The organism is Pseudomonas subflava, assembly GCF_023823685.1.
Classification (GTDB): Bacteria; Pseudomonadota; Gammaproteobacteria; order Pseudomonadales; family Pseudomonadaceae; genus Aquipseudomonas; species Aquipseudomonas subflava.
Genome location: NZ_JAMXBF010000001.1, coordinates 512688 through 533575 on the forward strand (window position 1 = coordinate 512688; position 20888 = coordinate 533575).

A 20888-nucleotide genomic window follows, 5' to 3' on the forward strand; every position below is an offset into this window, starting at 1 on the left:
GTGGGCACGGGCCGGGTGAGCCCGGACTCACCCCATGCCCCTCGCTCCTGGCAAGAGCGCTCCTCCTGCTTCAGAGGACAAATTTCATGTTCAACGGCTACGGCTCGACCATTCTCGACGGCGCCTGGCTCACCGTTCAGCTGGCGCTGCTGTCCATGGCGGTGGCCGTCGTGCTCGGCCTGATCGGCGCGGCTTTTCGCCTGTCGCCGGTGAGATGGCTGGCGCTGATGGGCGAGACCTACGCCACCGTGATCCGCGGCATTCCCGACCTGGTGCTGATCCTGCTGATCTTCTACGGCGGCCAGGACCTGGTGAACCGTATCGCCATGATGGTGGAGTACGACGGGTACATCGACATCAACCCCTTCGTTGCCGGTGTCGGCACCCTGGGCTTCATCTATGGCGCCTATCTGTCGGAGACCTTCCGCGGCGCCTTCATGGCCATCCCCAAGGGCCAGGGCGAAGCCGGCGTGGCCTATGGCATGAGCCCGCTGCGGGTGTTCCTACGCATCCTCGTGCCGCAGATGATCCGCCTGGCCATTCCCGGCGTGACCAACAACTGGCTGGTGCTGGTCAAGGCCACCGCGCTGATTTCCCTGGTCGGCCTGCAGGACATGATGGCCCGCGCCAAGAGCGCCGGCGACGCGACCCGCGAGCCGTTCACCTACATCCTCTTGGCAGCCGCCATCTACCTGGCGATGACCAGCGTGTCGCTGCTGGTGCTGCGCTACCTCGAACGCCGCTATTCGGTCGGCGTGAAAGCGGCCGAGATCTGAGGGAGCTGCCATGCTTTTCGACTACAACGTGGTACTCGACAGCCTGCCGCTGTATTTCGACGGCGTGCTGGTCACCCTCAAGCTGCTGGCGATCGCCCTGGCCGTCGGCCTGCTCGCGGCCGTGCCGCTGGCCATGATGCGGGTGTCCAGGCAGCCGCTGATCAACTTCCCGGCCTGGCTCTATACCTACGTGATCCGCGGCACGCCGATGCTGGTGCAGCTGTACCTGCTGTACTACGGCCTGGCCCAGTTCGAGGCGGTGCGCGAGAGCTTCATGTGGCCTTACCTGTCCAACGCCACCTTCTGCGCCTGCCTGGCCTTCGCCATCAACACCAGCGCCTACAGCGCCGAAATCCTCGCCGGCAGCCTCAAGGCCACGCCCCACGGCGAGATCGAGGCGGCCAAGGCCATGGGCATGTCGCGCGCCAAGCTGTATCGCCGCATCCTGCTGCCGTCGGCCCTGCGCCGCGCGCTGCCGCAGTACAGCAACGAGGTGATCATGATGCTGCACACCACCAGCCTGGCCTCGGTGGTGACGCTGATCGACATCACCGGTGCGGCCAAGACCGTCAGCTCGCAGTTCTACCTGCCGTTCGAGGCCTACATCACCGCCGGCCTGTTCTACCTGGCGCTGACCTTCATCCTGGTGCGCCTGTTCAAGCTGGCCGAGCGCCGCTGGCTGGCCTACCTGGCCCCGCGCAAGCACTGAGGCCGACGTCATGCCGCGCATCGATCACCCTCCGTCCCAGGCCGCCGTCCATTGCCGACTGTGGCTGGCCGAGCCGATCGTCACCCCATTCGTCAGGGTCGCCTGCTGAGCGACTGAGCCACACGAGAACCCAACCATGTACAAACTCGAAGTTCAGGATCTGCACAAGCGCTACGGCAGCCACGAAGTGCTGAAGGGCGTTTCCCTGGCGGCCAAGGCGGGCGACGTGATCAGCATCATCGGCTCGAGCGGCTCGGGCAAGAGCACCTTCCTGCGCTGCATCAACATGCTCGAGCAGCCCCACGGCGGCAAGATCCTGCTCAACGGCGAAGAGCTCAAGCTGGTGGCCAACAAGGACGGTGCGCTCAAGGCCGCCGACGCCAAGCAGCTGCAGCGCATGCGTTCGCGGCTGTCCATGGTGTTCCAGCACTTCAACCTGTGGTCGCACATGAGCGCGCTGGAGAACGTCATCGAGGCGCCGGTGCACGTGCTCGGTGTGCCGAAAAAGGAAGCCATCGAGAAGGCCGAGCACTACCTGGCCAAGGTCGGCGTGGCGCACAGGAAGGATGCGTACCCGGCGCATATGTCCGGCGGCGAGCAGCAGCGCGTGGCCATCGCCCGCGCCCTGGCCATGGAGCCGGAAGTCATGCTGTTCGACGAGCCGACCTCGGCCCTCGACCCGGAGCTGGTCGGCGAAGTGCTCAAGGTGATGCAGGACCTGGCCCAGGAAGGCCGCACCATGGTGGTGGTGACCCACGAGATGGGCTTCGCCCGCGAGGTGTCCAACCAGCTAATCTTCCTGCACAAGGGGCTGGTGGAAGAGACCGGGTGCCCGAAAGAGGTGCTGGCCAATCCGCAATCCGAGCGTCTCAAGCAGTTCCTGTCCGGCAGCCTGAAGTAGCCCGCGGCCACGCCCTGGCCGCGAGCCACCCTGCGAGATGGCGCGAGAGATGCCATCAGAAATGAACAGTTATTTTCGTGACAGCACACTAAACTGCCCCCCATGACAGCTACTGCCCACTGCATCGGTTTCCTGATCTGGCCGGAAACCAGGCCCATGACCCTGGCCCTGGCCGAGGAAGCCCTGCGCGTGGCGCAGCGTGTCCACCCGGAAGTCTCCTACGAACTGCGTTTTCTCCAGGCCGAGGCGCCGGTGGCCGGCGCTTGGCAGATGCCCGGCGAGCCTTGGGGCGGGCGGCTGGAGGGCTGCCACAAGCTGTTCCTGCTGGCCGACGAGCCGCCGGCCCAGGTCGCCCCGGCACTGGCCCAGGCGCTCAAGCAGCTGGCCCGCGGCGGCATGGTTATCGGCGGGCTGTCCGCCGGGGTCTACCCGCTCGCCCAGCTCGGCCTGCTCGACGGCTACCGCGCCGCCGTGCACTGGCGCTGGCAGGACGACTTCACCGAGCGCTTCCCCAAGGTCATCGCCACCAGTCACCTGTTCGACTGGGACCGCGACCGCCTGACCTCCTGTGGTGGCTTGGCCGTGCTCGACCTGCTGCTGGCCGTGCTGGCCCGTGACCACGGCGCCGAGCTGGCGGGCGCGGTGAGCGAGGAGCTGGTGGTCGAGCGCATCCGCGAGGGCGGCGAGCGCCAGCGCATCCCGCTGCAGAATCGCATCGGCTCCAGCCATCCCAAGCTGACCCAGGCGGTGCTGCTGATGGAGGCGAACATCGAGGAGCCGCTGACCACCGACGAGATCGCCCAGCACGTGTGCGTGTCGCGGCGCCAGCTGGAGCGGATCTTCAAGCAGTACCTCAATCGCGTGCCCAGCCAGTACTACCTGGAGCTGCGCCTGAACAAGGCGCGCCAGCTGCTGATGCAGACCAGCAAGTCGATCATCCAGATCGGCCTGTCCTGCGGCTTCTCCTCGGGGCCGCATTTCTCCAGCGCCTATCGCAACTTCTTCGGTGCCACTCCGCGGGAAGATCGTAACCAGCGCCGTAGCGCCAGCCCGTTCGAGATTGCTCCGGCCTCTGTCGAGCGCGGATAACCGGTTCGTCTGCGGTTTTCCGTGCCGCTGCCGCTTGTATCGCTGTTTGATGTTTCTGTTCCGCCCTGGCGGGTCACTTTTGCCAGTCGCGGCAAAAGTAACCAAAACGCTTGCCCCGCCATCCGGCCCTACGCTTCGCTCCGAGTCGTTCACTCCATCGCCGCTCCAGGGGCGCGCGTCGAAGGGCCATCCTTGGTCCATCGTCGCTCTCGCGGCATCCATGCCGCTCAACTCCTTCCACAACGATTCCGCTCACCCTCCTGAAGGGGCGTCTGGTGCTGCCTGATAGCTCTGCGTTTCTTTTTCCGCGGATTGCGTGCAAACGATCAGATAAAGAAAAGCCATTAGGCGGCTCGGAGCCCAAGTCCCCGTCAGTAGGCCGAGTGGAGGTGTTGCGTAGGGGAGCGAGCCGCATGGATGCGGCGAGAGGCTTGAAGGGCCAAGGATGGCCCTTGTAAGCCGGCCCCTGGAGCGGCACCGGAAAGAGGGAAGTCCGGGCGCAGCCCGAACACGGATGTCGGGGTGCGCTTTCTTTTGCTTACTTTCTTTGCGCAAACAAAGAAAAGTGAGGCGCCGTGTAGGGTGCAATCTGTAGCCCGGTGCCGAGAAAAGTGTTGCGCTCAGGTTATTGAATGCGGGCCGGCAATCTGGGGAAGCGAAATGCCCCGATCCCCCCACGCAGCGTTTAAACTGCGCAATTCCAGAGCTTTCTGTCGCATTGCCGAAAGCCCAGGAAATCCGCGGGTTGCCGCTGTAAGAAGTTGTCGCATGGCGGCAATGCGGGCCCGTGGGCAGCCCCTACAATCCTTTCATCACTCGCCTTTTGGGCGGTGTTCCTTCTTCAGGAGAGCCCCGATGTCCGTTCAGCACGAGCCGGTGCAACGCGCCGATTTCGACCAGTACCTGGTGCCCAACTATGCCCCCGCCGCCTTCGTTCCGGTGCGCGGTCAGGGCTCGCGAGTCTGGGATCAGAGCGGTCGCGAGCTGATCGACTTCGCCGGCGGCATCGCCGTCAATTCTCTCGGTCACTGCCACCCGGCGCTGGTCAAGGCGCTGACCGAGCAGGCCAACACCCTGTGGCACATCTCCAACGTGTTCACCAACGAGCCGACCCTGCGTCTGGCCCACAAGCTGGTCAACGCGACCTTCGCCGAGCGCGTGTTCTTCTGCAACTCCGGCGCCGAGGCCAACGAGGCCGCGTTCAAGCTGGCCCGCCGCGTCGCCCATGACCGCTTCGGTCCCGAGAAGCACGAGATCATCGCCGCGTTCAACAGCTTCCATGGCCGCACCCTGTTCACCGTCAGCGTCGGTGGCCAGCCCAAGTATTCCGATGGCTTCGGTCCGAAGATCGAGGGTATCACCCACATCCCCTACAACGACCTGGATGCCCTGAAGGCCGCCATCTCCGACAAGACCTGCGCCGTGGTGATCGAGCCGATCCAGGGCGAGGGCGGTGTGCTGCCGGCCGACCAGGCCTACCTGGAAGGCGCCCGCGCCCTGTGCGACCAGCACAACGCGCTGCTGGTGTTCGACGAAGTGCAGAGCGGCATGGGCCGTACCGGCGAGCTGTTCGCCTACATGCACTACGGCGTCACCCCGGACATCCTTTCCAGCGCCAAGAGCCTGGGCGGCGGTTTCCCCATCGGCGCCATGCTCACCACCACCGAGCTGGCCAAGCACCTGGCCGTCGGCACCCACGGCACCACCTATGGCGGCAACCCGCTGGCCTGTGCGGTGGGCGAGGCGGTGCTGGACATCGTCAATACCCCGGAAGTGCTGAACGGCGTCAAGGCCAAGCACGCCCAGTTCAAGCTGCGCCTGCAGGCAATCGGTGAGAAGTACGGCCTGTTCAGCGAGATCCGCGGGCTCGGCCTGCTGCTCGGCTGCGCCCTGACCGATGCCTGGAAGGGCAAGGCCAAGGTGGTGCTGGACGCCGCCGCCGCCGAAGGTCTGATGGTGCTGCAGGCCGGCCCGGACACCGTGCGCTTCGCGCCCAGCCTGGTGGTGGAGGACGCCGACATCACCGAGGGCCTGGACCGCTTCGAGCGCGCCGTCGCCAAGCTGACCCAGGCCTGACGCCGAGGGGCGGCGCAGGAGGCGCCGCCCGCTGTCTCAGGACGACCGTTCCATGCGTAGGCCGGATTGCTTCCGGCCTTTCTCCGGGAGGCTGCGCGCCTGCTGGAGTTTTTATTCGAAGTCGCTCCGCTGCGGTGGAGCGCGGTTCTTGAAGGAGTGACGCCATGCTGGTGATGCGCCCTGCGCAGATGTCCGACCTTGCCGAGGTGCAGCGTCTGGCCGCGGACAGCCCGGTGGGCGTGACTTCGCTGCCCGACGATGCCGGCCGCCTGAGCGACAAGATCGCCGCATCGGACGCCTCCTTCGCCGCCGAGGTCAGCTTCAACGGCGAGGAGAGCTACTTCTTCGTGCTCGAGGACTCCGCCAGCGGCAAGCTGGTCGGCTGCTCGGCCATCGTCGCCTCGGCGGGCTATTCCGAGCCGTTCTACAGCTTCCGCAACGAGACCTTCGTGCACGCCTCGCGCGAGCTGAAGATCCACAACAAGATCCATGTTCTCTCGCTGTGCCACGACCTCACCGGCAACAGCCTGCTGACCAGCTTCTACGTGCAGCGCGACCTGGTCGACTCGCCATTCGCCGAGCTCAACTCGCGCGGCCGTCTGCTGTTCATGGCCGCCCACCCGGAGCGCTTCGCCGATGCGGTGGTGGTGGAGATCGTTGGCTACAGCGACGAGAACGGCGACTCGCCGTTCTGGGACGCGGTCGGGCGCAACTTCTTCGACATGAGCTACACCGAGGCCGAGCGCCTGTGCGGGCTGAAGAGCCGCACCTTCCTCGCCGAGCTGATGCCGCATTACCCGATCTACGTGCCGCTGCTGCCGGACAGCGCCCAGGAAGCCATGGGCCAGGTCTACAGCCGCGCGCAGGTGACCTTCGACATCCTCATGCGCGAAGGCTTCGAGACCGACCACTACATCGACATCTTCGATGGCGGTCCGACCCTGCATGCGCGCACCTCGGGCATCCGTTCCATCGCCCAGAGCCGCGTGGTGCCGGTACAGGCCGCGCCGAGCGAAGAGCGCGAAGCGCGCAAGGGCGGCCGCCAGTATCTGGTGAGCAACGGCCAGCTGCAGGATTTCCGCGCCATCATCGCCGAGCTCGACTGGGTGCCCGGCAAGCCGGTTTCCCTGAGCGCCGAAGCGATCGAGGCCCTGGGCGTGGGCGAGGGCGGCAGCGTCCGGCTGGTAGCGGTGTGATGCGTTGATCCTTTTCCCGTCGGGAGAAGGCGGCCTGCGGGCCACCCCGGCCCCTCTCCAAGGAGAGGGGAGAGAATTCTGGAGGCAATATGATCGTTCGTCCCGTCCGTAGCAGCGACCTGTCGGCGCTGATCGACCTGGCCCGCAGCACCGGCACCGGCCTGACCACCCTGCCGGCCAACGAGGAGCGCCTGGCGCACCGGGTCGGTTGGGCGGAGAAGACTTTCGGCGGCGAGGTCGAGCGTGCCGACGCCGACTACCTGTTCGTGCTCGAGGACGACGACGGCCGGGTAGTCGGCATCTCCGCCGTGGCCGGCGCCGTGGGCCTGCGCGAGCCCTGGTACAACTACCGGGTCGGCCTCACCGTCAGCGCCTCCCAGGAGCTGAAGATCCACCGCGAGATTCCCACGCTGTTCCTGGCCAACGACCTGACCGGCAACTCCGAGCTGTGCTCGCTGTTCCTGCATGCCGACCATCGCAGCGGGCTGAACGGCCGGCTGCTGTCCAAGGCGCGCCTGCTGTTCATCGCCGAGTTCCGCGAGCTGTTCGGCAACAAGGTGATCGCCGAGATGCGCGGCATGTCCGACGAGGGCGGTCGCTCGCCGTTCTGGGAAAGCCTGGGCCGCCACTTCTTCAAGATGGAGTTCAGCCAGGCCGACTACCTGACCGGCGTCGGCAACAAGGCGTTCATCGCCGAGCTGATGCCCAAGTTTCCGCTCTATACCTGCTTCCTGTCCGAGGAGGCGCGCAGCGTCATCGGCCGCGTGCACCCGGATACCGAGCCGGCGCTGGCCATGCTCAAGGGTGAGGGGTTCAGCTACCAGGGCTACGTCGACATCTTCGACGCCGGCCCGGCCATCGAGGTGGAGACCGACAAGATTCGCGCGGTGCAGGGCAGCCAGACGCTGGTGCTGGCCGTGGGCACCCCGGGCGAGGACGCCGTTCCCTACCTGATCCACAACCGCAAACGCCAGGAATGCCGTATCGCCGCCGCGCCGGCGCGGGTGGCCTCCGGCACGCTGGTGGTCGACCCGCTGACCGCCAAGCGCCTGCAGCTCAGCGCCGGCGCCCAGGTGCGTGCCGTGCCGCTGTCGGCCAAGGAGAACTGACATGACCCATTTCATCGCAGGCGTCTGGCAGGCGGGGCAGGGCGAGGCCTTCGACTCGCTCAATCCGGTGACCCAGGCATCCGTTTGGAACGGCCAGGGCGCCAGCGCCGCGCAGGTCGAGCAGGCCGTCGCCGCCGCCCGCGCCGCTTTCCCGGCCTGGGCCCGCCGTTCGCTGGATGAGCGCATCACCGTGCTCGAGCAATTCGCCGCCACGCTGAAGAGCCATGCCGACGAACTGGCCCGTGCCATCGGCGAGGAAACCGGCAAGCCGCTGTGGGAGTCCGCCACCGAGGTGACCAGCATGGTCAACAAGGTCGCCATCTCCGTCCAGAGCTATCGCGAGCGTACCGGCGAGAAGAGCGGCCCGCTGGCTGACGCCACCGCCGTGCTGCGCCACAAGCCGCACGGCGTGGTCGCCGTGTTCGGCCCCTACAACTTTCCCGGCCATCTGCCCAACGGCCACATCGTGCCGGCGCTGCTGGCCGGCAACGCGGTGGTGTTCAAGCCCAGCGAGCTGACCCCCAAGGTCGCCGAACTGACCGTCAAATGCTGGATCGAGGCCGGCCTGCCGGCCGGCGTGCTCAACCTGGTGCAGGGCGCCCGCGAGACCGGCGTGGCCCTGGCCGGCAGTACTGGCATCGACGGCCTGTTCTTCACCGGCTCCAGCCGTACCGGTAACCTGCTGCACAGCCAGTTCGCCGGCCGCCCGGACAAGATCCTGGCGCTGGAGATGGGCGGCAACAACCCGCTGGTGGTGGACGAGGTCGCCGACGTCGATGCCGCCGTCTACACCATCATCCAGTCCGCCTTTATCTCGGCCGGCCAGCGCTGCACCTGCGCGCGCCGCCTGCTGGTGCCGGACGGCGCCTGGGGCGATGCGTTGCTGGCGCGCCTGGTGGCGGTGGCCGCGACCCTCAAGGTCGGTGCCTTCGACGAGCAGCCGGCGCCCTTCATGGGCTCGGTGATCTCGCTCGCCGCCGCCGAGCACCTGCTCGAGGCCCAGCGTCACCTGCTCGATAACGGGGCCGTGGCGTTGCTGGAGATGATCCAGCCGATTGCCAACGCCGCGCTGCTGACCCCGGGCATTCTCGACGTCACTGCAGTCGCCGAGCGCGTGGACGAAGAGTTCTTCGGCCCGCTGCTGCAGGTGATTCGCTATGCCGATTTCGACGCGGCGATTGCCGAGGCCAACGACACCCAGTACGGCCTGGCCGCCGGCCTGCTATCGGATAGCGCCGAGCGCTACCAGCAGTTCCTGATCGAGAGCCGTGCCGGCATCGTCAACTGGAACAAGCAGCTGACCGGCGCCGCCAGCAGCGCGCCGTTCGGCGGTGTGGGCGCCTCCGGTAACCACCGCGCCAGCGCCTATTACGCCGCCGACTACTGCGCTTACCCGGTCGCCTCGCTGGAGAGCGAAACCCTGAGCCTGCCCGCCACCCTGACCCCGGGAGTGAGTCTCTGATGTCCGCCCATGAAATGTCCGCTGTTGAAATGAATGTCGACGGCCTGGTCGGGCCGACGCACAACTACGGCGGCCTGTCCTACGGCAACGTGGCGTCGCAGAGCAACAGCCAGGCGGTGTCCAACCCCAAGGAAGCCGCCAAGCAGGGCCTGGGCAAGATGAAGGCGCTGATGGACATGGGCTTCCAGCAGGGTGTGTTCGCCCCCCAGGAGCGCCAGGACGTCGCCGCGCTGCGCAGCCTCGGCTTCACCGGCAGCGATGCCGAGGTGATCGCCAAGGCCGCCAAGGAATCCATGCCACTGCTGGCCGCCGTCAGCTCCGCCTCCAGCATGTGGACGGCCAACTCCTGCACCGTCAGCCCCAGCGCCGACACCGCGGACGGCCGCGTGCACTTCACCGCCGCCAACCTCAATTGCAAGTTCCACCGCAGCATCGAGCACCCGACCACCAGCCGCGTGCTGCGCGCCATGTTCAACGACGAACAGCACTTCGCCCACCACGCGGCGCTACCGGCCGTGGGTCAGTTCGGCGACGAGGGCGCGGCCAACCACACGCGTTTCTGCAAGGGGTATGGCGAGGCCGGCGTGGAATTCTTCGTGTTCGGCCGCAGCGCCTTCGACAGCCGCTTTCCGGCGCCGCAACGCTACCCGGCGCGGCAGACTCTGGAAGCCTGCCAGGCGGTGGCCCGCCTGCATGGGCTGGGCGAGGAGGGCGTGGTCTACGCCCAGCAGAATCCGGCGGTGATCGATCAGGGCGTGTTCCACAACGACGTGATCTCGGTGGGCAACGGCGAGGTGCTGTTCTATCACCAGGACGCCTTCCTCGACACCGACAAGGTCCTTGCCGAACTGGGCGACAAGCTGGCTCGCCGGGGCGGCAACTTCCAGGCCGTGCGTGTGCCGGCCAGCGCCGTGAGCGTCGAGGACGCGGTGCGCTCCTACCTGTTCAACAGCCAGCTGCTGACCCGCGCCGACGGCGGCATGCTGCTGATCGTGCCGGAGGAGTGCCGCAACAACGCCAACGTGTGGAGCTACCTGAGCGAGCTCACCAGCGGCAGCGGCCCGATCCGCGAGGTGAAGGTCTTCGACCTCAAGCAGAGCATGCAGAACGGCGGCGGCCCGGCCTGCCTGCGCCTGCGCGTGGCGCTCAATCAGCAGGAGCTGGCCGCGGTGAATCCGGGTGTGGTGATGACCCCCGCGCTGTTTGACACCCTCAACGCCTGGGTCGACAAGCACTACCGCGACCGTATGGCCGAAAGCGACCTGGCCGACCCGCAGCTGCTGATCGAATGCCGTACGGCATTGGATGAACTGACGCAGATCCTTAAACTGGGCTCCGTCTACCCCTTCCAACTCGTGTGAGAGTCCCGACCATGTCCCAAGCCCTGCAACTCGTCCTTGAAGACACCGATGGCACCCAGCTGGAAACCTCCTGCACACGCTTCGCCGTGATCTGGCAGGGCAAGGAAGTGTGGATCCAGGCAGTGGGTGATCAACTGCTGATCGGCGTCGACGTGGAGGAGGGCGACACCGAGTACGCCAACCTGCTGCTGCGCCCACAGGCGACCAACCTGGTCGGCCTGCAGCTGGAAATGGAGCCGGCCGATCTGGGCGGCGACGATGAGGATCATGTGCACGGTCCCGACTGCAATCATTGAGCCCGACTGAGGTAATCCCATGCTCGCCCTCGGCAAACTGCTCGAACTCACCCTCGCCGGCCGCGAGCCGACCGAGAAGATTCAGCTGACCCGCGAGGGAGCGCGCCTGCACTGGCTGGCCGAGGGCGTGCTGGAAGTGACGCCGCCAGCGCAGGAGGACAGCGGTCTCGACCTGCTGCTGTCGGCCGGCATCCACGGCAACGAGACGGCACCGATCGAGTTGCTCGACCGCCTGGTGCAGGCGGTCGCCTCCGGCCAGCTGCTGCCGAGGGCGCGCATCCTGTTCCTGTTCGGCAACCCCGAGGCTATGCGCCGCGGCGAGCGCTATGTGGAGCAGGACATCAATCGTCTGTTCGACGGTCGCCACGAGCAGAGCAGCGGTTCCGAGGCGCTGCGTGCCAACGAGCTGGAGCGACATGCCGCGGTGTTCTTCAGCAGGGAAGGCCGTGCGCGGCTGCACTACGACCTGCACACCGCGATCCGTGGCTCGAAGATCGAGCAGTTCGCCCTCTATCCCTATGTCGAAGGCCGCGAGCACTCACGCGCCGAACTGGCCCGCCTGAATGCGGCCGGCATCGACGCGGTGCTGCTGCAGCGCAAGACCGGCATCACCTTCAGCTCCTACACCTATGCGCGCCTCGGCGCCGAGGCCTTCACTCTGGAGCTGGGCAAGGCGCGGCCATTCGGGCAGAACCAGCTGGTCAACCTCGACCTGCTGGAGAAGCGCCTGCGCGAGCTGATCGAGAACTGCGAGCCGGCCGGCGACTCGCTTGAAGGCCTGCTGCTGTTCGCGGTGTCCCGCGAGGTGATCAAGCACAGCGATGCCTTCAAGCTGCACCTGCCCGACGACATCGAGAACTTCACCGAGCTGGAGACGGGCTTTCTGCTGGCCGAGGATATCGCCGGCACGCGCTGGCTGGTCGAAGAGCAGGGCGCGCGCATCATCTTTCCCAACCCCAAGGTCAAGAACGGCCTGCGTGCCGGCATCCTGATCGTCCCTGCCGAGCTCTGATCGGCGGAGCGGGGGCGCATCCGCCCGCTCGCTCCGTGACCGTCGCGCCGCTCGATAGTCGTTTTCTATCCAAATTCCCTTCGGGCGGGCTGTCCCCGCCGCGCAGGGCCGATATAATGCGGCCCTTTGCCGGCTCTGCCGTGGCCGCCGTTTGCCTGGATGACATAGATGAAAAGCGCAGAAATCCGTGAAGCCTTCCTCCGCTTCTTCGAAGAGAAGGGGCACACCCGCGTCGCCTCCAGTTCGCTGATCCCGGCGAACGACCCGACCCTGCTGTTCACCAATGCCGGCATGAACCAGTTCAAGGACTGCTTCCTCGGCCTGGAAAAGCGCGCCTACACCCGCGCCACCACCAGCCAGAAGTGCGTGCGTGCCGGCGGCAAGCACAACGACCTGGAGAACGTCGGCTACACCGCGCGCCACCACACCTTCTTCGAGATGCTGGGCAACTTCAGCTTCGGCGACTACTTCAAGCGCGACGCCATCGCCTATGCCTGGGAATTCCTGACCGGCGAAAAGTGGCTGAACTTGCCGAAGGAAAAGCTCTGGGTCACCGTCTACGCCACCGATGACGAGGCCTACGACATCTGGACCCGGGACGTCGGCATCCCGGCCGAGCGCATGGTGCGCATCGGCGACAACAAGGGCGCTCCCTACGCTTCCGACAACTTCTGGGCGATGGGCGACACCGGCCCGTGCGGCCCCTGCACCGAGATATTCTTCGACCACGGCGACCACATCTGGGGCGGCCCGCCTGGCTCGCCGGAAGAAGACGGCGACCGCTACATCGAGATCTGGAACAACGTGTTCATGCAGTTCAACCGCACCGCGGACGGCGTGCTGCACCCGCTGCCGGCGCCGAGCGTGGACACTGGCATGGGCCTCGAGCGCATCAGCGCCGTGCTGCAACACGTCAACTCGAACTACGAGATCGACCTGTTCCAGAGCCTGCTGAACGCCGCGGCGAAGGCCATCGGCTGCGCCAACGAAGGCCAGGCTTCGCTCAAGGTCGTCGCCGACCACATCCGTTCCTGCGGTTTCCTGATCGCCGACGGCGTGACCCCGTCCAACGAGGGCCGTGGCTACGTGCTGCGCCGCATCGTTCGCCGCGCCTGCCGTCATGGCAACAAGCTGGGCGCCAAGGGCAGCTTCTTCTATCAGATCGTCGCCGCCCTGGTGGCCGAGATGGGCGAAGCCTTCCCCGAGCTGAAACAGCAGCAGGCGCATATCGAGCGCGTGCTGAAGACCGAGGAAGAGCAGTTCGCCAAGACCCTGGAGCAGGGCCTGAGGATTCTCGAGCAGGATCTGGCCGGCTTGCAGGGCAAGGTCATTCCCGGCGACATCGTGTTCAAGCTGTATGACACCTATGGTTTCCCGGTGGATCTGACCGCCGACATCGCCCGTGAGCGCGAGCTGTCCATCGACGAAGAAGGCTTCGAACGCGAGATGGAGGCCCAGCGCGAGCGCGCCCGTTCCGCCAGCGCCTTCGGCATGGACTACAACAGCCTGGTCAAGGTCGACGGCGATACCGTCTTCATGGGTTACGCCGGCACTCGTGGCAACGGCAAGGTCTTGGCGCTGTTCAAGGCCGGCGCTGCCGTCGACCGCCTCGCCGAAGGCGACGAGGGCGTGGTGGTGCTGGACCAGACTCCGTTCTATGCCGAGTCCGGCGGCCAGATCGGCGACAGCGGCTACCTGCAGGGCGCCGACGTGCGCTTCGACGTGCGTGTCACCACCAAGGCCGGCGGCGCCTTCCTGCATCACGGCGTGGTCGCCCAGGGCGGCCTGAGCGTCGGTGCCGACATCAGCGCCGAGGTCGACGCCTCGGTGCGCCAGGCCACCGCGCTGAACCACTCGGCCACTCACCTGCTGCACGCCGCACTGCGTCAGGTGCTGGGCGATCACGTACAGCAGAAGGGCTCGCTGGTCGACAGTCAGCGCCTGCGCTTCGACTTCAGTCACTTCGAGGCGATCAAGCCGGAGCAGCTGAAGCTGCTCGAAGACATGGTCAATGCCGAGATCCGCAAGAACTCCGCGGTCGAGACCGAGGAAACCGACATCGACACCGCCAAGGCCAAGGGCGCCATGGCGCTGTTCGGCGAGAAGTACGGCGATCAGGTGCGCGTGCTGAGCATGGGCGGCGGCTTCTCCGTCGAGCTGTGTGGCGGTACCCATGTGTCGCGTACCGGCGACATCGGCCTGTTCAAGATCACCAGCGAAGGCGGCGTGGCTGCCGGCGTGCGCCGCATCGAGGCGGTGACCGGCGCGGCGGCTCTGGCCTGGCTGAACGGCGCCGAGGAGCAGCTCAAGGAAGCGGCGAACCTGGTCAAGGGCAGCCGCGACAACGTGCTGGACAAGCTGTCCGCGCTGATCGAGCGCAACCGTCAGCTGGAGAAAGAGCTGGAGCAGCTCAAGGCCAAGGCCGCCAGCGCGGCCGGCAACGACCTCGCCGGCTCGGCGGTGGACGTCAAGGGCGTCAAGGTCCTGGCCTCTCGCCTCGACGGGCTGGACGGCAAGGCGCTGCTGGCCATGGTCGACCAGCTGAAGAACAAACTCGGCAGCGCGGTGATCCTGCTCGGCGGCGTGCTCGAGGACAAAGTCGTGCTGGTCGCCGGCGTGACCCAGGACCTGACCGCCAAGCTCAAGGCCGGCGACCTGATGCGTCAGGCCGCTGCCACCGTGGGCGGCAAGGGCGGTGGCCGCCCGGACATGGCCCAGGGCGGCGGCGTGGATGCCGGCAAGCTGGACGAGGCGCTGGCACTGGCGGCGGCCTTCGTCGAACAAGGCGCCTGATACGGCTAGACCGGGGCCCGCAGTGCGTCCGGCGGGCCTTGGCAGTGTGACCCGATGCGGGTTTAATGGGCGCCCTTCGAGGAATCAGGCGGCTTTTTGACATGGCGTTGATCGTACAGAAATTTGGGGGCACCTCCGTCGGCAGCATCGAGCGCATCCAGCAGGTGGCCGACAAGGTGAAGAAATTCCGCGAGGGCGGCGATGACATCGTCGTCGTGGTTTCCGCCATGAGCGGCGAAACCAACCGCCTGATCGAGCTGGCCAAGCAGATTACCGACGGCGACCCGGTTCCGCGCGAGCTGGACGTGATGGTTTCCACGGGCGAGCAGGTGACCATCGCCCTGCTGGCCATGGCGCTGATCCGTCGCGGTGTGCCGGCGGTGTCCTACACCGGCAACCAGGTACGCATCCTCACCGATAACGCGCACACCAAGGCGCGCATCCTGCAGATCGACGACCAGCGCATCCGCACCGACCTCAAGGCCGGCAAGGTCGTGGTGGTCGCAGGCTTCCAGGGTGTGGATGAGGAGGGCAACATCACGACCCTCGGTCGCGGTGGCTCCGACACCACCGGCGTGGCGCTGGCCGCGGCGCTGAAGGCCGACGAGTGCCAGATCTACACCGATGTAGACGGCGTCTATACCACCGACCCGCGCGTGGTGGCCAAGGCCCAGCGTCTGGACAAGATCACCTTCGAAGAAATGCTGGAAATGGCCAGCCTCGGTTCCAAGGTGCTGCAGATTCGCTCGGTGGAGTTCGCCGGCAAGTACAACGTCCCGCTGCGCGTGCTGCACAGCTTCCAGGAGGGGCCGGGCACCCTCATCACCCTTGACGAAGAGGAATCCATGGAACAGCCGATCATTTCCGGCATCGCCTTCAATCGCGACGAAGCCAAGCTGACCATCCGTGGTGTACCGGATATCCCCGGCGTGGCCTTCAAGATTCTCGGCCCGATCAGCGCCGCGAACATCGAAGTGGACATGATCGTGCAGAACGTGGCCCACGATAACACCACGGACTTCACGTTCACCGTGCACCGCAACGACTACAACGGTGCCAAGACCGTGCTGGAGAACACCGCACGCGAACTGGGTGCCCGTGAGGTGATCGGCGACATCAACATCGCCAAGGTCTCGATTGTAGGCGTCGGCATGCGTTCCCACGCCGGCGTCGCCAGCCGCATGTTCGAGGCGCTGGCGAAGGAAACCATCAACATCCAGATGATTTCCACCTCCGAGATCAAGGTGTCCGTGGTCATCGAAGAGAAGTATCTCGAGCTGGCCGTGCGTGCCCTGCACACCGCTTTCGAGCTCGACGCTCCGGCCCGACAGGCCGAGTGATGTCTTCTCAAAAGGCGCGGTCTTCCGCGCCTTTCGTTTTTTTGGCTGCCTGGGAGGGGACTTTTCTTTTGCCGAGGCTGGTCAATACTGGGGGAGGGCATTGCACTTGATATGTGCGTTGCTACCCACCATTTTAGTTCTTGCAGACTGTTGTCCCGTAATTGAATCCGTAAGGAGAAAGGAATGCTGATTCTGACTCGCCGGGTCGGAGAGACCCTGATGGTGGGTGATGATGTCACCGTCACCGTGTTGGGTGTGAAAGGTAATCAGGTGCGCATCGGCGTCAATGCTCCGAAGGAAGTTGCCGTGCACCGCGAAGAGATTTACCAGCGCATCCAAAAAGAGAAGGGCGACGAACCAAGCCACTAATTTTTCTCGAAATTTTGGTTTGCAAACGGGGAAAACATGGTTATCATGCGCCCCGTGTTGCGGAGAGGTGGCCGAGTGGCCGAAGGCGCTCCCCTGCTAAGGGAGTACACCTCAAAAGGGTGTCGGGGGTTCGAATCCCCCCTTCTCCGCCATATTCACAACTTCGGTTGTGTTTGCGCGAAGTCCGATAAGTTGTTGAGCTGACTCGGAAAGTGCTTGACCTGATGGTTGAGACCACTAAAATGCGCAGCCCACGCACTCATAGCTCAGCTGGATAGAGTACCCGGCTACGAACCGGGCGGTCGGAGGTTCGAATCCTCCTGAGTGCGCCACACTCGAATGGCTTGCAGCGATGCAGGCCATTTTGTTTCAACCAGCGGTGATCTGGTCTAAAAGCGCCACACGCACTCATAGCTCAGCTGGATAGAGTACCCGGCTACGAACCGGGCGGTCGGAGGTTCGAATCCTCCTGAGTGCGCCACACTCGAATGGCTTGCAGCGATGCAGGCCATTTTGTTTCAACCAGCGGTGATCTGGTCTAAAAGCGCCACACGCACTCATAGCTCAGCTGGATAGAGTACCCGGCTACGAACCGGGCGGTCGGAGGTTCGAATCCTCCTGAGTGCGCCACACTCGAATGGCTTGCAGCGATGCAGGCCATTTTGTTTCAACCAGCGGTGATCTGGTCTAAAAGCGCCACACGCACTCATAGCTCAGCTGGATAGAGTACCCGGCTACGAACCGGGCGGTCGGAGGTTCGAATCCTCCTGAGTGCGCCATACAGCAAAAGGCTCGCAGTGATGCGGGCCTTTTGTCTTTCTAGCGTTTGCCTTTTGCTTTTACGCAGCCGGACTCATCGAAGTTCACCTGGCGCTTGTTGCCCTTCTCATCGTCGTAGTGATAGCGAGTCTGGCCGTCGTTGCTGGTGATCCTGTCCGGCTCGCCCAGGGTACTTTTGACGTCGCTCTGAGTCATCCCGCTACGCACCTGCTGACGAATCACCGCGCGGCGCCGGTCGCTGCTGCTGAGCTGATTGCCGCAGCCGTCCTGCTTGGTCCCGACCACCACCAGCTGCGTGTCCTTCTTGTTGGTCTTCGCTTTGGCGCGAACCTTCGCCGCCTTTGCCAGGGGCACTGCTTTGCCTTTTCCTGGCGTGGGGTTGTAGGCCTCTTGCAGATCCAGGCTCGCGTTTTCCGGGCAGCCATGCAGGGTGTAGGTGACGTGGCCCTGGGCGTCCTCGCAACGCTGCACGGTAGCGGCCTGAGCATGAGTGGTGGGGTAGAGCAGGCATGCGCACAAACCTGCGCAGATTGATCGCAGCATATTCGTCCTCCTTGACGTTGGCCTCTGCAGCCTAGCCCGGCTTTTTCGTTGCGCCAGCGTGTCTTGTGACGTAGCGCATGCGTCGGAAAAGTAGCTGCGTAGGGCTCTAGGAAAGTGCTGCAAGCGTTTGTTCTAGGCCTGATTTTTTCGCGTCGAAACGGTGTGGGGTGCTATGATTGCCAAGTCAGCCCCGCCGGGGCTTGTGGATCGCCACCATGGACTTACCCAGTAGTTACTCAATATTTTCTTCGCCCAATCGTTTTGACTGATTGACCTCCGTGGCGCGCCCCGCTGCTGGGGTGGAGCGTGCCGTATGACTGAAGTAGAAGCCAAAAAGCCGCAAGAAAGCCTGCAGGATCGCCTCGCTCAGGTGGTCGAACTGCTGCACCGTCACAAGCTGGTAGAAAACCTGACCCACCGTCAGGAAGGCCAGCATCACGACCTCGTAGAAAACCTGGTCCACCGGCAGAATCTCGCCGAGCTGCAGCGCAAGCTCGACGAACTCCACTCCGCCGACATCGCCCATATCCTCGAAGCCCTGCCGCTCGACGATCGCCTGACCGTATGGCAGCTGGTCAAGGCCGAGCGCGATGGCGATATCCTCCTTGAAGTGTCCGATGCGGTCCGCGAATCGCTGATCGCGGACATGGACGACCACGAGATTCTCGCCGCCGCCAAGGATATGGATGCGGACGAGCTGGCGGACCTGGCTCCCGAGTTGCCGCGCGATGTGGTACTCGAGCTCATGGAGACGCTGGATGCGCAGCAGCGTGAGCGAGTGCGTTCGGCGCTGTCCTATGAGGAGGATCAGGTAGGCGCGCTGATGGACTTCGAGATGGTGACCATCCGCGAGGATGTCACACTCGAGGTGGTGCTGCGTTACCTGCGGCGGCTCAAGGAGCTACCGGGCCATACCGACAAGCTGTTCGTGGTCGACTACGACGGTGTTCTCAAGGGTGTGCTGCCGATCAAGCGATTGCTGGTCAACGATCCCGACAAGCAGGTTGTGGAAGTGATGGCCAGCGATCCCGTCAGCTTCAACCCCGATGAGGATGCGTATGACGCGGCCCAGGCCTTCGAGCGTTACGACCTCGTCTCGGCACCGGTGGTGGATAAGGATGGCAAGCTGATCGGGCGTCTGACCATCGACGAAATGGTCGACTTGATCCGCGAGGAGAGCGAGAGCGAAGTGCTCAACATGGCCGGTCTGCGCGAGGAAGAAGACATCTTCGCCTCGGTGTGGAAGTCGGTCGGCAACCGCTGGGCGTGGCTCGCCGTCAACCTCGTCACGGCCTTCCTCGCATCACGAGTGATCGGCTTGTTCGAGGGCTCCATCGAGAAACTGGTGGCGCTGGCGGCTCTGATGCCGATCGTCGCGGGCATCGGCGGCAATTCGGGCAACCAGACCATCACCATGATCGTGCGCGCGTTGGCGCTGGACCAGGTCAGCACCGGCAACACTTCCCGCCTGCTGCGTAAGGAGCTGGGCGTGGCTCTGATCAACGGCGTGCTATGGGGCGGGGTGATCGGCGCCGTGGCCTTCTGGCTGTATGACAGTTGGTCTCTCGGCTTGGTCATGACCGGCGCGATGACCTTGAATCTGCTGCTGGCGGCGCTGATGGGGGTGCTGATTCCCATGACGCTCATGCGCCTGGGGCGCGACCCGGCCATGGGCGCCAGCGTGATGATCACCGCCATGACCGACAGTGGCGGCTTCTTCATTTTCCTTGGGCTGGCAACGCTCTTCCTGCTCTGATCGATGGACACAAAAAAGCCGGCATCAGCCGGCTTTTTTCATGAGATCACTATCAGGCTTCTTCGGCCGCCATTTCCGCATCGTGAGCGATGAGCGACACCAGGGCGTTCTGCTGTCGACGAGAAAGCTGGCGGAAGCGCTGCAGCAGCTCGCGCTCGTGCAGCGACAGCTCCGGGCTGTCCAGGCGCAGATTCAGATCGTCACCCAGCGCGTCTTCCTGGATCAGGCTCTGCTCCAGGCGAGCGATGATCTCCGAGTTCATGCTGCGATGATGGTTGCGAGCCACGTCGGCGATGCGCTCGCGCATGCCATCGGGGAGGCGGACTACGAACTTGTCAGCCGTGCGGCTGGAATAGATGGCCTGTTTCATAGGGGGTTTGAATTAACCGGTTAGTTCACGAGAGCGATGCTGGCATTCAGCTACTGGATTGTCGCTGCTTTGACCATGATAGGCGCTAGCCGTTCAGCCGGTAACAGCATCGAGTTCATTTTTAATCGATTGGTCGATTATTTGACGCCAATTGCACGTCGCTATTGTCGTGCGAATGCAGGCGCTTTGCCAGCACCAATTATCCGAAATGCGCGCAGGTAGGCAAAAAGCGGCCGAGTCGATGCGTGCGAAGCCTACGCATGGCGCGGGCTAGAGCTATGAAGGCTGGCTGAAGCAAAATCGTAACAAAGCGAATGGCATGACAAATATTGGCCCGGCCGTTAACATGCCGCCCCGTTGTCCCAGTAGCTCAATTGGATAGAGCATCCCCCTCCTAAGGGGAAGGTTGGAGGTTCGACCCCTCTCTGGGACGCCACATGAAAAAGCCCGCGACCATAGAGGTGCGCGGGCTTTCTTTTTATGGCGACGAAAACGAAAAAACCGGCGCCAGGGCCGGTTTTTCTGATCGGCTTTCGCCGATTCGGGAAATGGTCGGAGCGACTGGATTCGAACCAGCGACCTTCTCGTCCCGAACGAGACGCGCTACCAAGCTGCGCTACGCTCCGAAGAATTGCGCGCATTCTACCGAAAAAGTTTTGCGGCACAAGGGGTTAGCTAGAAGTTTTTTAGTGGTTCGCTCCTTGTGACCGTGCGAGGGTCACAGTTCCCTGACGGTGATTACCTGATCCTTGTTCACCCGCGCGGCCTTGCCGTCGAGTTCCTCGAATTCATAGAAACCGGAATCCTCGTCGAAATCGGGAACGTCCACGGTCTGGATGCGGGTACCGTCGTTGAGGGTGATCACGCTGGGCATCGAGCAGCCCGCGAGCAGGCCGGCGGCCAGCAAGGCGATGAGGAATCTCTGAGTCATGGGTACCTCCTGTGTTGGG

18 protein-coding genes and 7 tRNA genes are annotated in these 20888 nt (G+C 64.5%); 21 read left to right on the forward strand and 4 right to left on the reverse strand.

The genetic code is table 11. From position 1 onward, the window contains the following. Window positions 1-86: 86 nt before the first annotated feature. From NF616_RS02405 to NF616_RS02495, 19 genes are all read left to right on the forward strand, one after another. Entirely contained in the window at window positions 87-776 is a 690-nt protein-coding gene (locus NF616_RS02405) for an ABC transporter permease (protein ID WP_252271450.1), read from the forward strand. A 10-nt stretch (window positions 777-786) separates the two neighbouring features. Beyond that, window positions 787-1485, forward strand: coding sequence for an ABC transporter permease (locus tag NF616_RS02410; protein WP_252271451.1), 699 nt, complete (start codon window positions 787-789; stop codon window positions 1483-1485). Between the two features lie 136 nt (window positions 1486-1621). Then, window positions 1622-2386 carry an arginine/ornithine transport ATP-binding protein AotP gene (aotP, locus tag NF616_RS02415; protein ID WP_252271452.1) on the forward strand — a complete coding sequence of 255 codons (765 nt, stop codon included), beginning with the start codon at window positions 1622-1624 and terminating at the stop codon, window positions 2384-2386. A gap of 102 nt (window positions 2387-2488) precedes the next feature. After that, window positions 2489-3475 (forward strand): transcriptional regulator ArgR, encoded by a 987-nt coding sequence (gene argR, locus NF616_RS02420; RefSeq protein WP_252271453.1) that lies wholly within the window; start codon window positions 2489-2491, stop codon window positions 3473-3475. Window positions 3476-4330: 855 nt separating this feature from the next. Then, window positions 4331-5551: an aspartate aminotransferase family protein gene (locus tag NF616_RS02425; protein ID WP_252271454.1), complete on the forward strand. Its 1221-nt coding sequence runs from the start codon at window positions 4331-4333 to the stop codon at window positions 5549-5551. Between the two features lie 164 nt (window positions 5552-5715). Next, window positions 5716-6747, forward strand: coding sequence for an arginine/ornithine succinyltransferase subunit alpha (gene aruF / locus NF616_RS02430; RefSeq protein ID WP_252271455.1), 1032 nt, complete (start codon window positions 5716-5718; stop codon window positions 6745-6747). A gap of 89 nt (window positions 6748-6836) precedes the next feature. Next, a complete protein-coding gene (gene astA, locus NF616_RS02435) occupies window positions 6837-7856 on the forward strand; it encodes an arginine N-succinyltransferase (protein ID WP_252271456.1) in 1020 nt (339 codons plus the stop codon). A 1-nt stretch (window position 7857) separates the two neighbouring features. Then, window positions 7858-9318, forward strand: a complete 1461-nt coding sequence (gene astD, locus NF616_RS02440; protein WP_252271457.1) for a succinylglutamate-semialdehyde dehydrogenase — start codon at window positions 7858-7860, stop codon at window positions 9316-9318. 14 nt (window positions 9319-9332) lie between these two features. Continuing rightward, complete coding sequence (astB, locus tag NF616_RS02445) at window positions 9333-10679, forward strand: N-succinylarginine dihydrolase (RefSeq protein WP_252271597.1); 1347 nt, start codon at window positions 9333-9335, stop codon at window positions 10677-10679. An 11-nt stretch (window positions 10680-10690) separates the two neighbouring features. Continuing rightward, complete coding sequence (locus NF616_RS02450) at window positions 10691-10975, forward strand: topoisomerase II (protein WP_252271458.1); 285 nt, start codon at window positions 10691-10693, stop codon at window positions 10973-10975. Window positions 10976-10994: 19 nt separating this feature from the next. After that, window positions 10995-11987 (forward strand): succinylglutamate desuccinylase, encoded by a 993-nt coding sequence (gene astE / locus NF616_RS02455; RefSeq protein WP_252271459.1) that lies wholly within the window; start codon window positions 10995-10997, stop codon window positions 11985-11987. Window positions 11988-12155: 168 nt separating this feature from the next. After that, window positions 12156-14780 carry an alanine--tRNA ligase gene (alaS, locus tag NF616_RS02460; protein WP_252271460.1) on the forward strand — a complete coding sequence of 875 codons (2625 nt, stop codon included), beginning with the start codon at window positions 12156-12158 and terminating at the stop codon, window positions 14778-14780. A 101-nt stretch (window positions 14781-14881) separates the two neighbouring features. Beyond that, window positions 14882-16120, forward strand: a complete 1239-nt coding sequence (locus NF616_RS02465) for an aspartate kinase (RefSeq protein WP_252271461.1) — start codon at window positions 14882-14884, stop codon at window positions 16118-16120. A gap of 183 nt (window positions 16121-16303) precedes the next feature. After that, window positions 16304-16489, forward strand: a complete 186-nt coding sequence (gene csrA, locus NF616_RS02470; RefSeq protein ID WP_003244478.1) for a carbon storage regulator CsrA — start codon at window positions 16304-16306, stop codon at window positions 16487-16489. Between the two features lie 61 nt (window positions 16490-16550). Next, window positions 16551-16641, forward strand: a tRNA-Ser gene (locus tag NF616_RS02475). 103 nt (window positions 16642-16744) lie between these two features. Beyond that, window positions 16745-16821 (forward strand) — tRNA-Arg (locus NF616_RS02480). A gap of 72 nt (window positions 16822-16893) precedes the next feature. Next, window positions 16894-16970: transfer RNA gene (locus NF616_RS02485), tRNA-Arg, on the forward strand. Between the two features lie 72 nt (window positions 16971-17042). Further along, window positions 17043-17119 (forward strand) — tRNA-Arg (locus tag NF616_RS02490). 72 nt (window positions 17120-17191) lie between these two features. Next, window positions 17192-17268, forward strand: a tRNA-Arg gene (locus tag NF616_RS02495). A 40-nt stretch (window positions 17269-17308) separates the two neighbouring features. Here the strand turns inward: NF616_RS02495 and NF616_RS02500 are convergent. Continuing rightward, entirely contained in the window at window positions 17309-17812 is a 504-nt protein-coding gene (locus NF616_RS02500) for an outer membrane protein assembly factor BamE (protein ID WP_252271462.1), read from the reverse strand. Between the two features lie 313 nt (window positions 17813-18125). Here NF616_RS02500 and mgtE point away from each other — a divergent pair, with 313 nt between their 5' ends. Further along, a complete protein-coding gene (gene mgtE / locus NF616_RS02505; RefSeq protein WP_252271463.1) occupies window positions 18126-19568 on the forward strand; it encodes a magnesium transporter in 1443 nt (480 codons plus the stop codon). Between the two features lie 52 nt (window positions 19569-19620). Here the strand turns inward: mgtE and NF616_RS02510 are convergent, their stop codons facing one another. After that, window positions 19621-19938: an Arc family DNA-binding protein gene (locus NF616_RS02510; RefSeq protein WP_252271464.1), complete on the reverse strand. Its 318-nt coding sequence runs from the start codon at window positions 19936-19938 to the stop codon at window positions 19621-19623. A gap of 359 nt (window positions 19939-20297) precedes the next feature. Here NF616_RS02510 and NF616_RS02515 point away from each other — a divergent pair. Further along, window positions 20298-20374, forward strand: a tRNA-Arg gene (locus NF616_RS02515). Window positions 20375-20487: 113 nt separating this feature from the next. On the opposite strand, the gene NF616_RS02520 is transcribed toward NF616_RS02515, so the two are convergent. Together NF616_RS02520 and NF616_RS02525 are read right to left on the reverse strand one after the other, a co-directional pair. Beyond that, window positions 20488-20564, reverse strand: a tRNA-Pro gene (locus NF616_RS02520). A 92-nt stretch (window positions 20565-20656) separates the two neighbouring features. Further along, a complete protein-coding gene (locus tag NF616_RS02525; protein ID WP_252271465.1) occupies window positions 20657-20869 on the reverse strand; it encodes a YgdI/YgdR family lipoprotein in 213 nt (70 codons plus the stop codon). Window positions 20870-20888 lie beyond the last annotated feature (19 nt).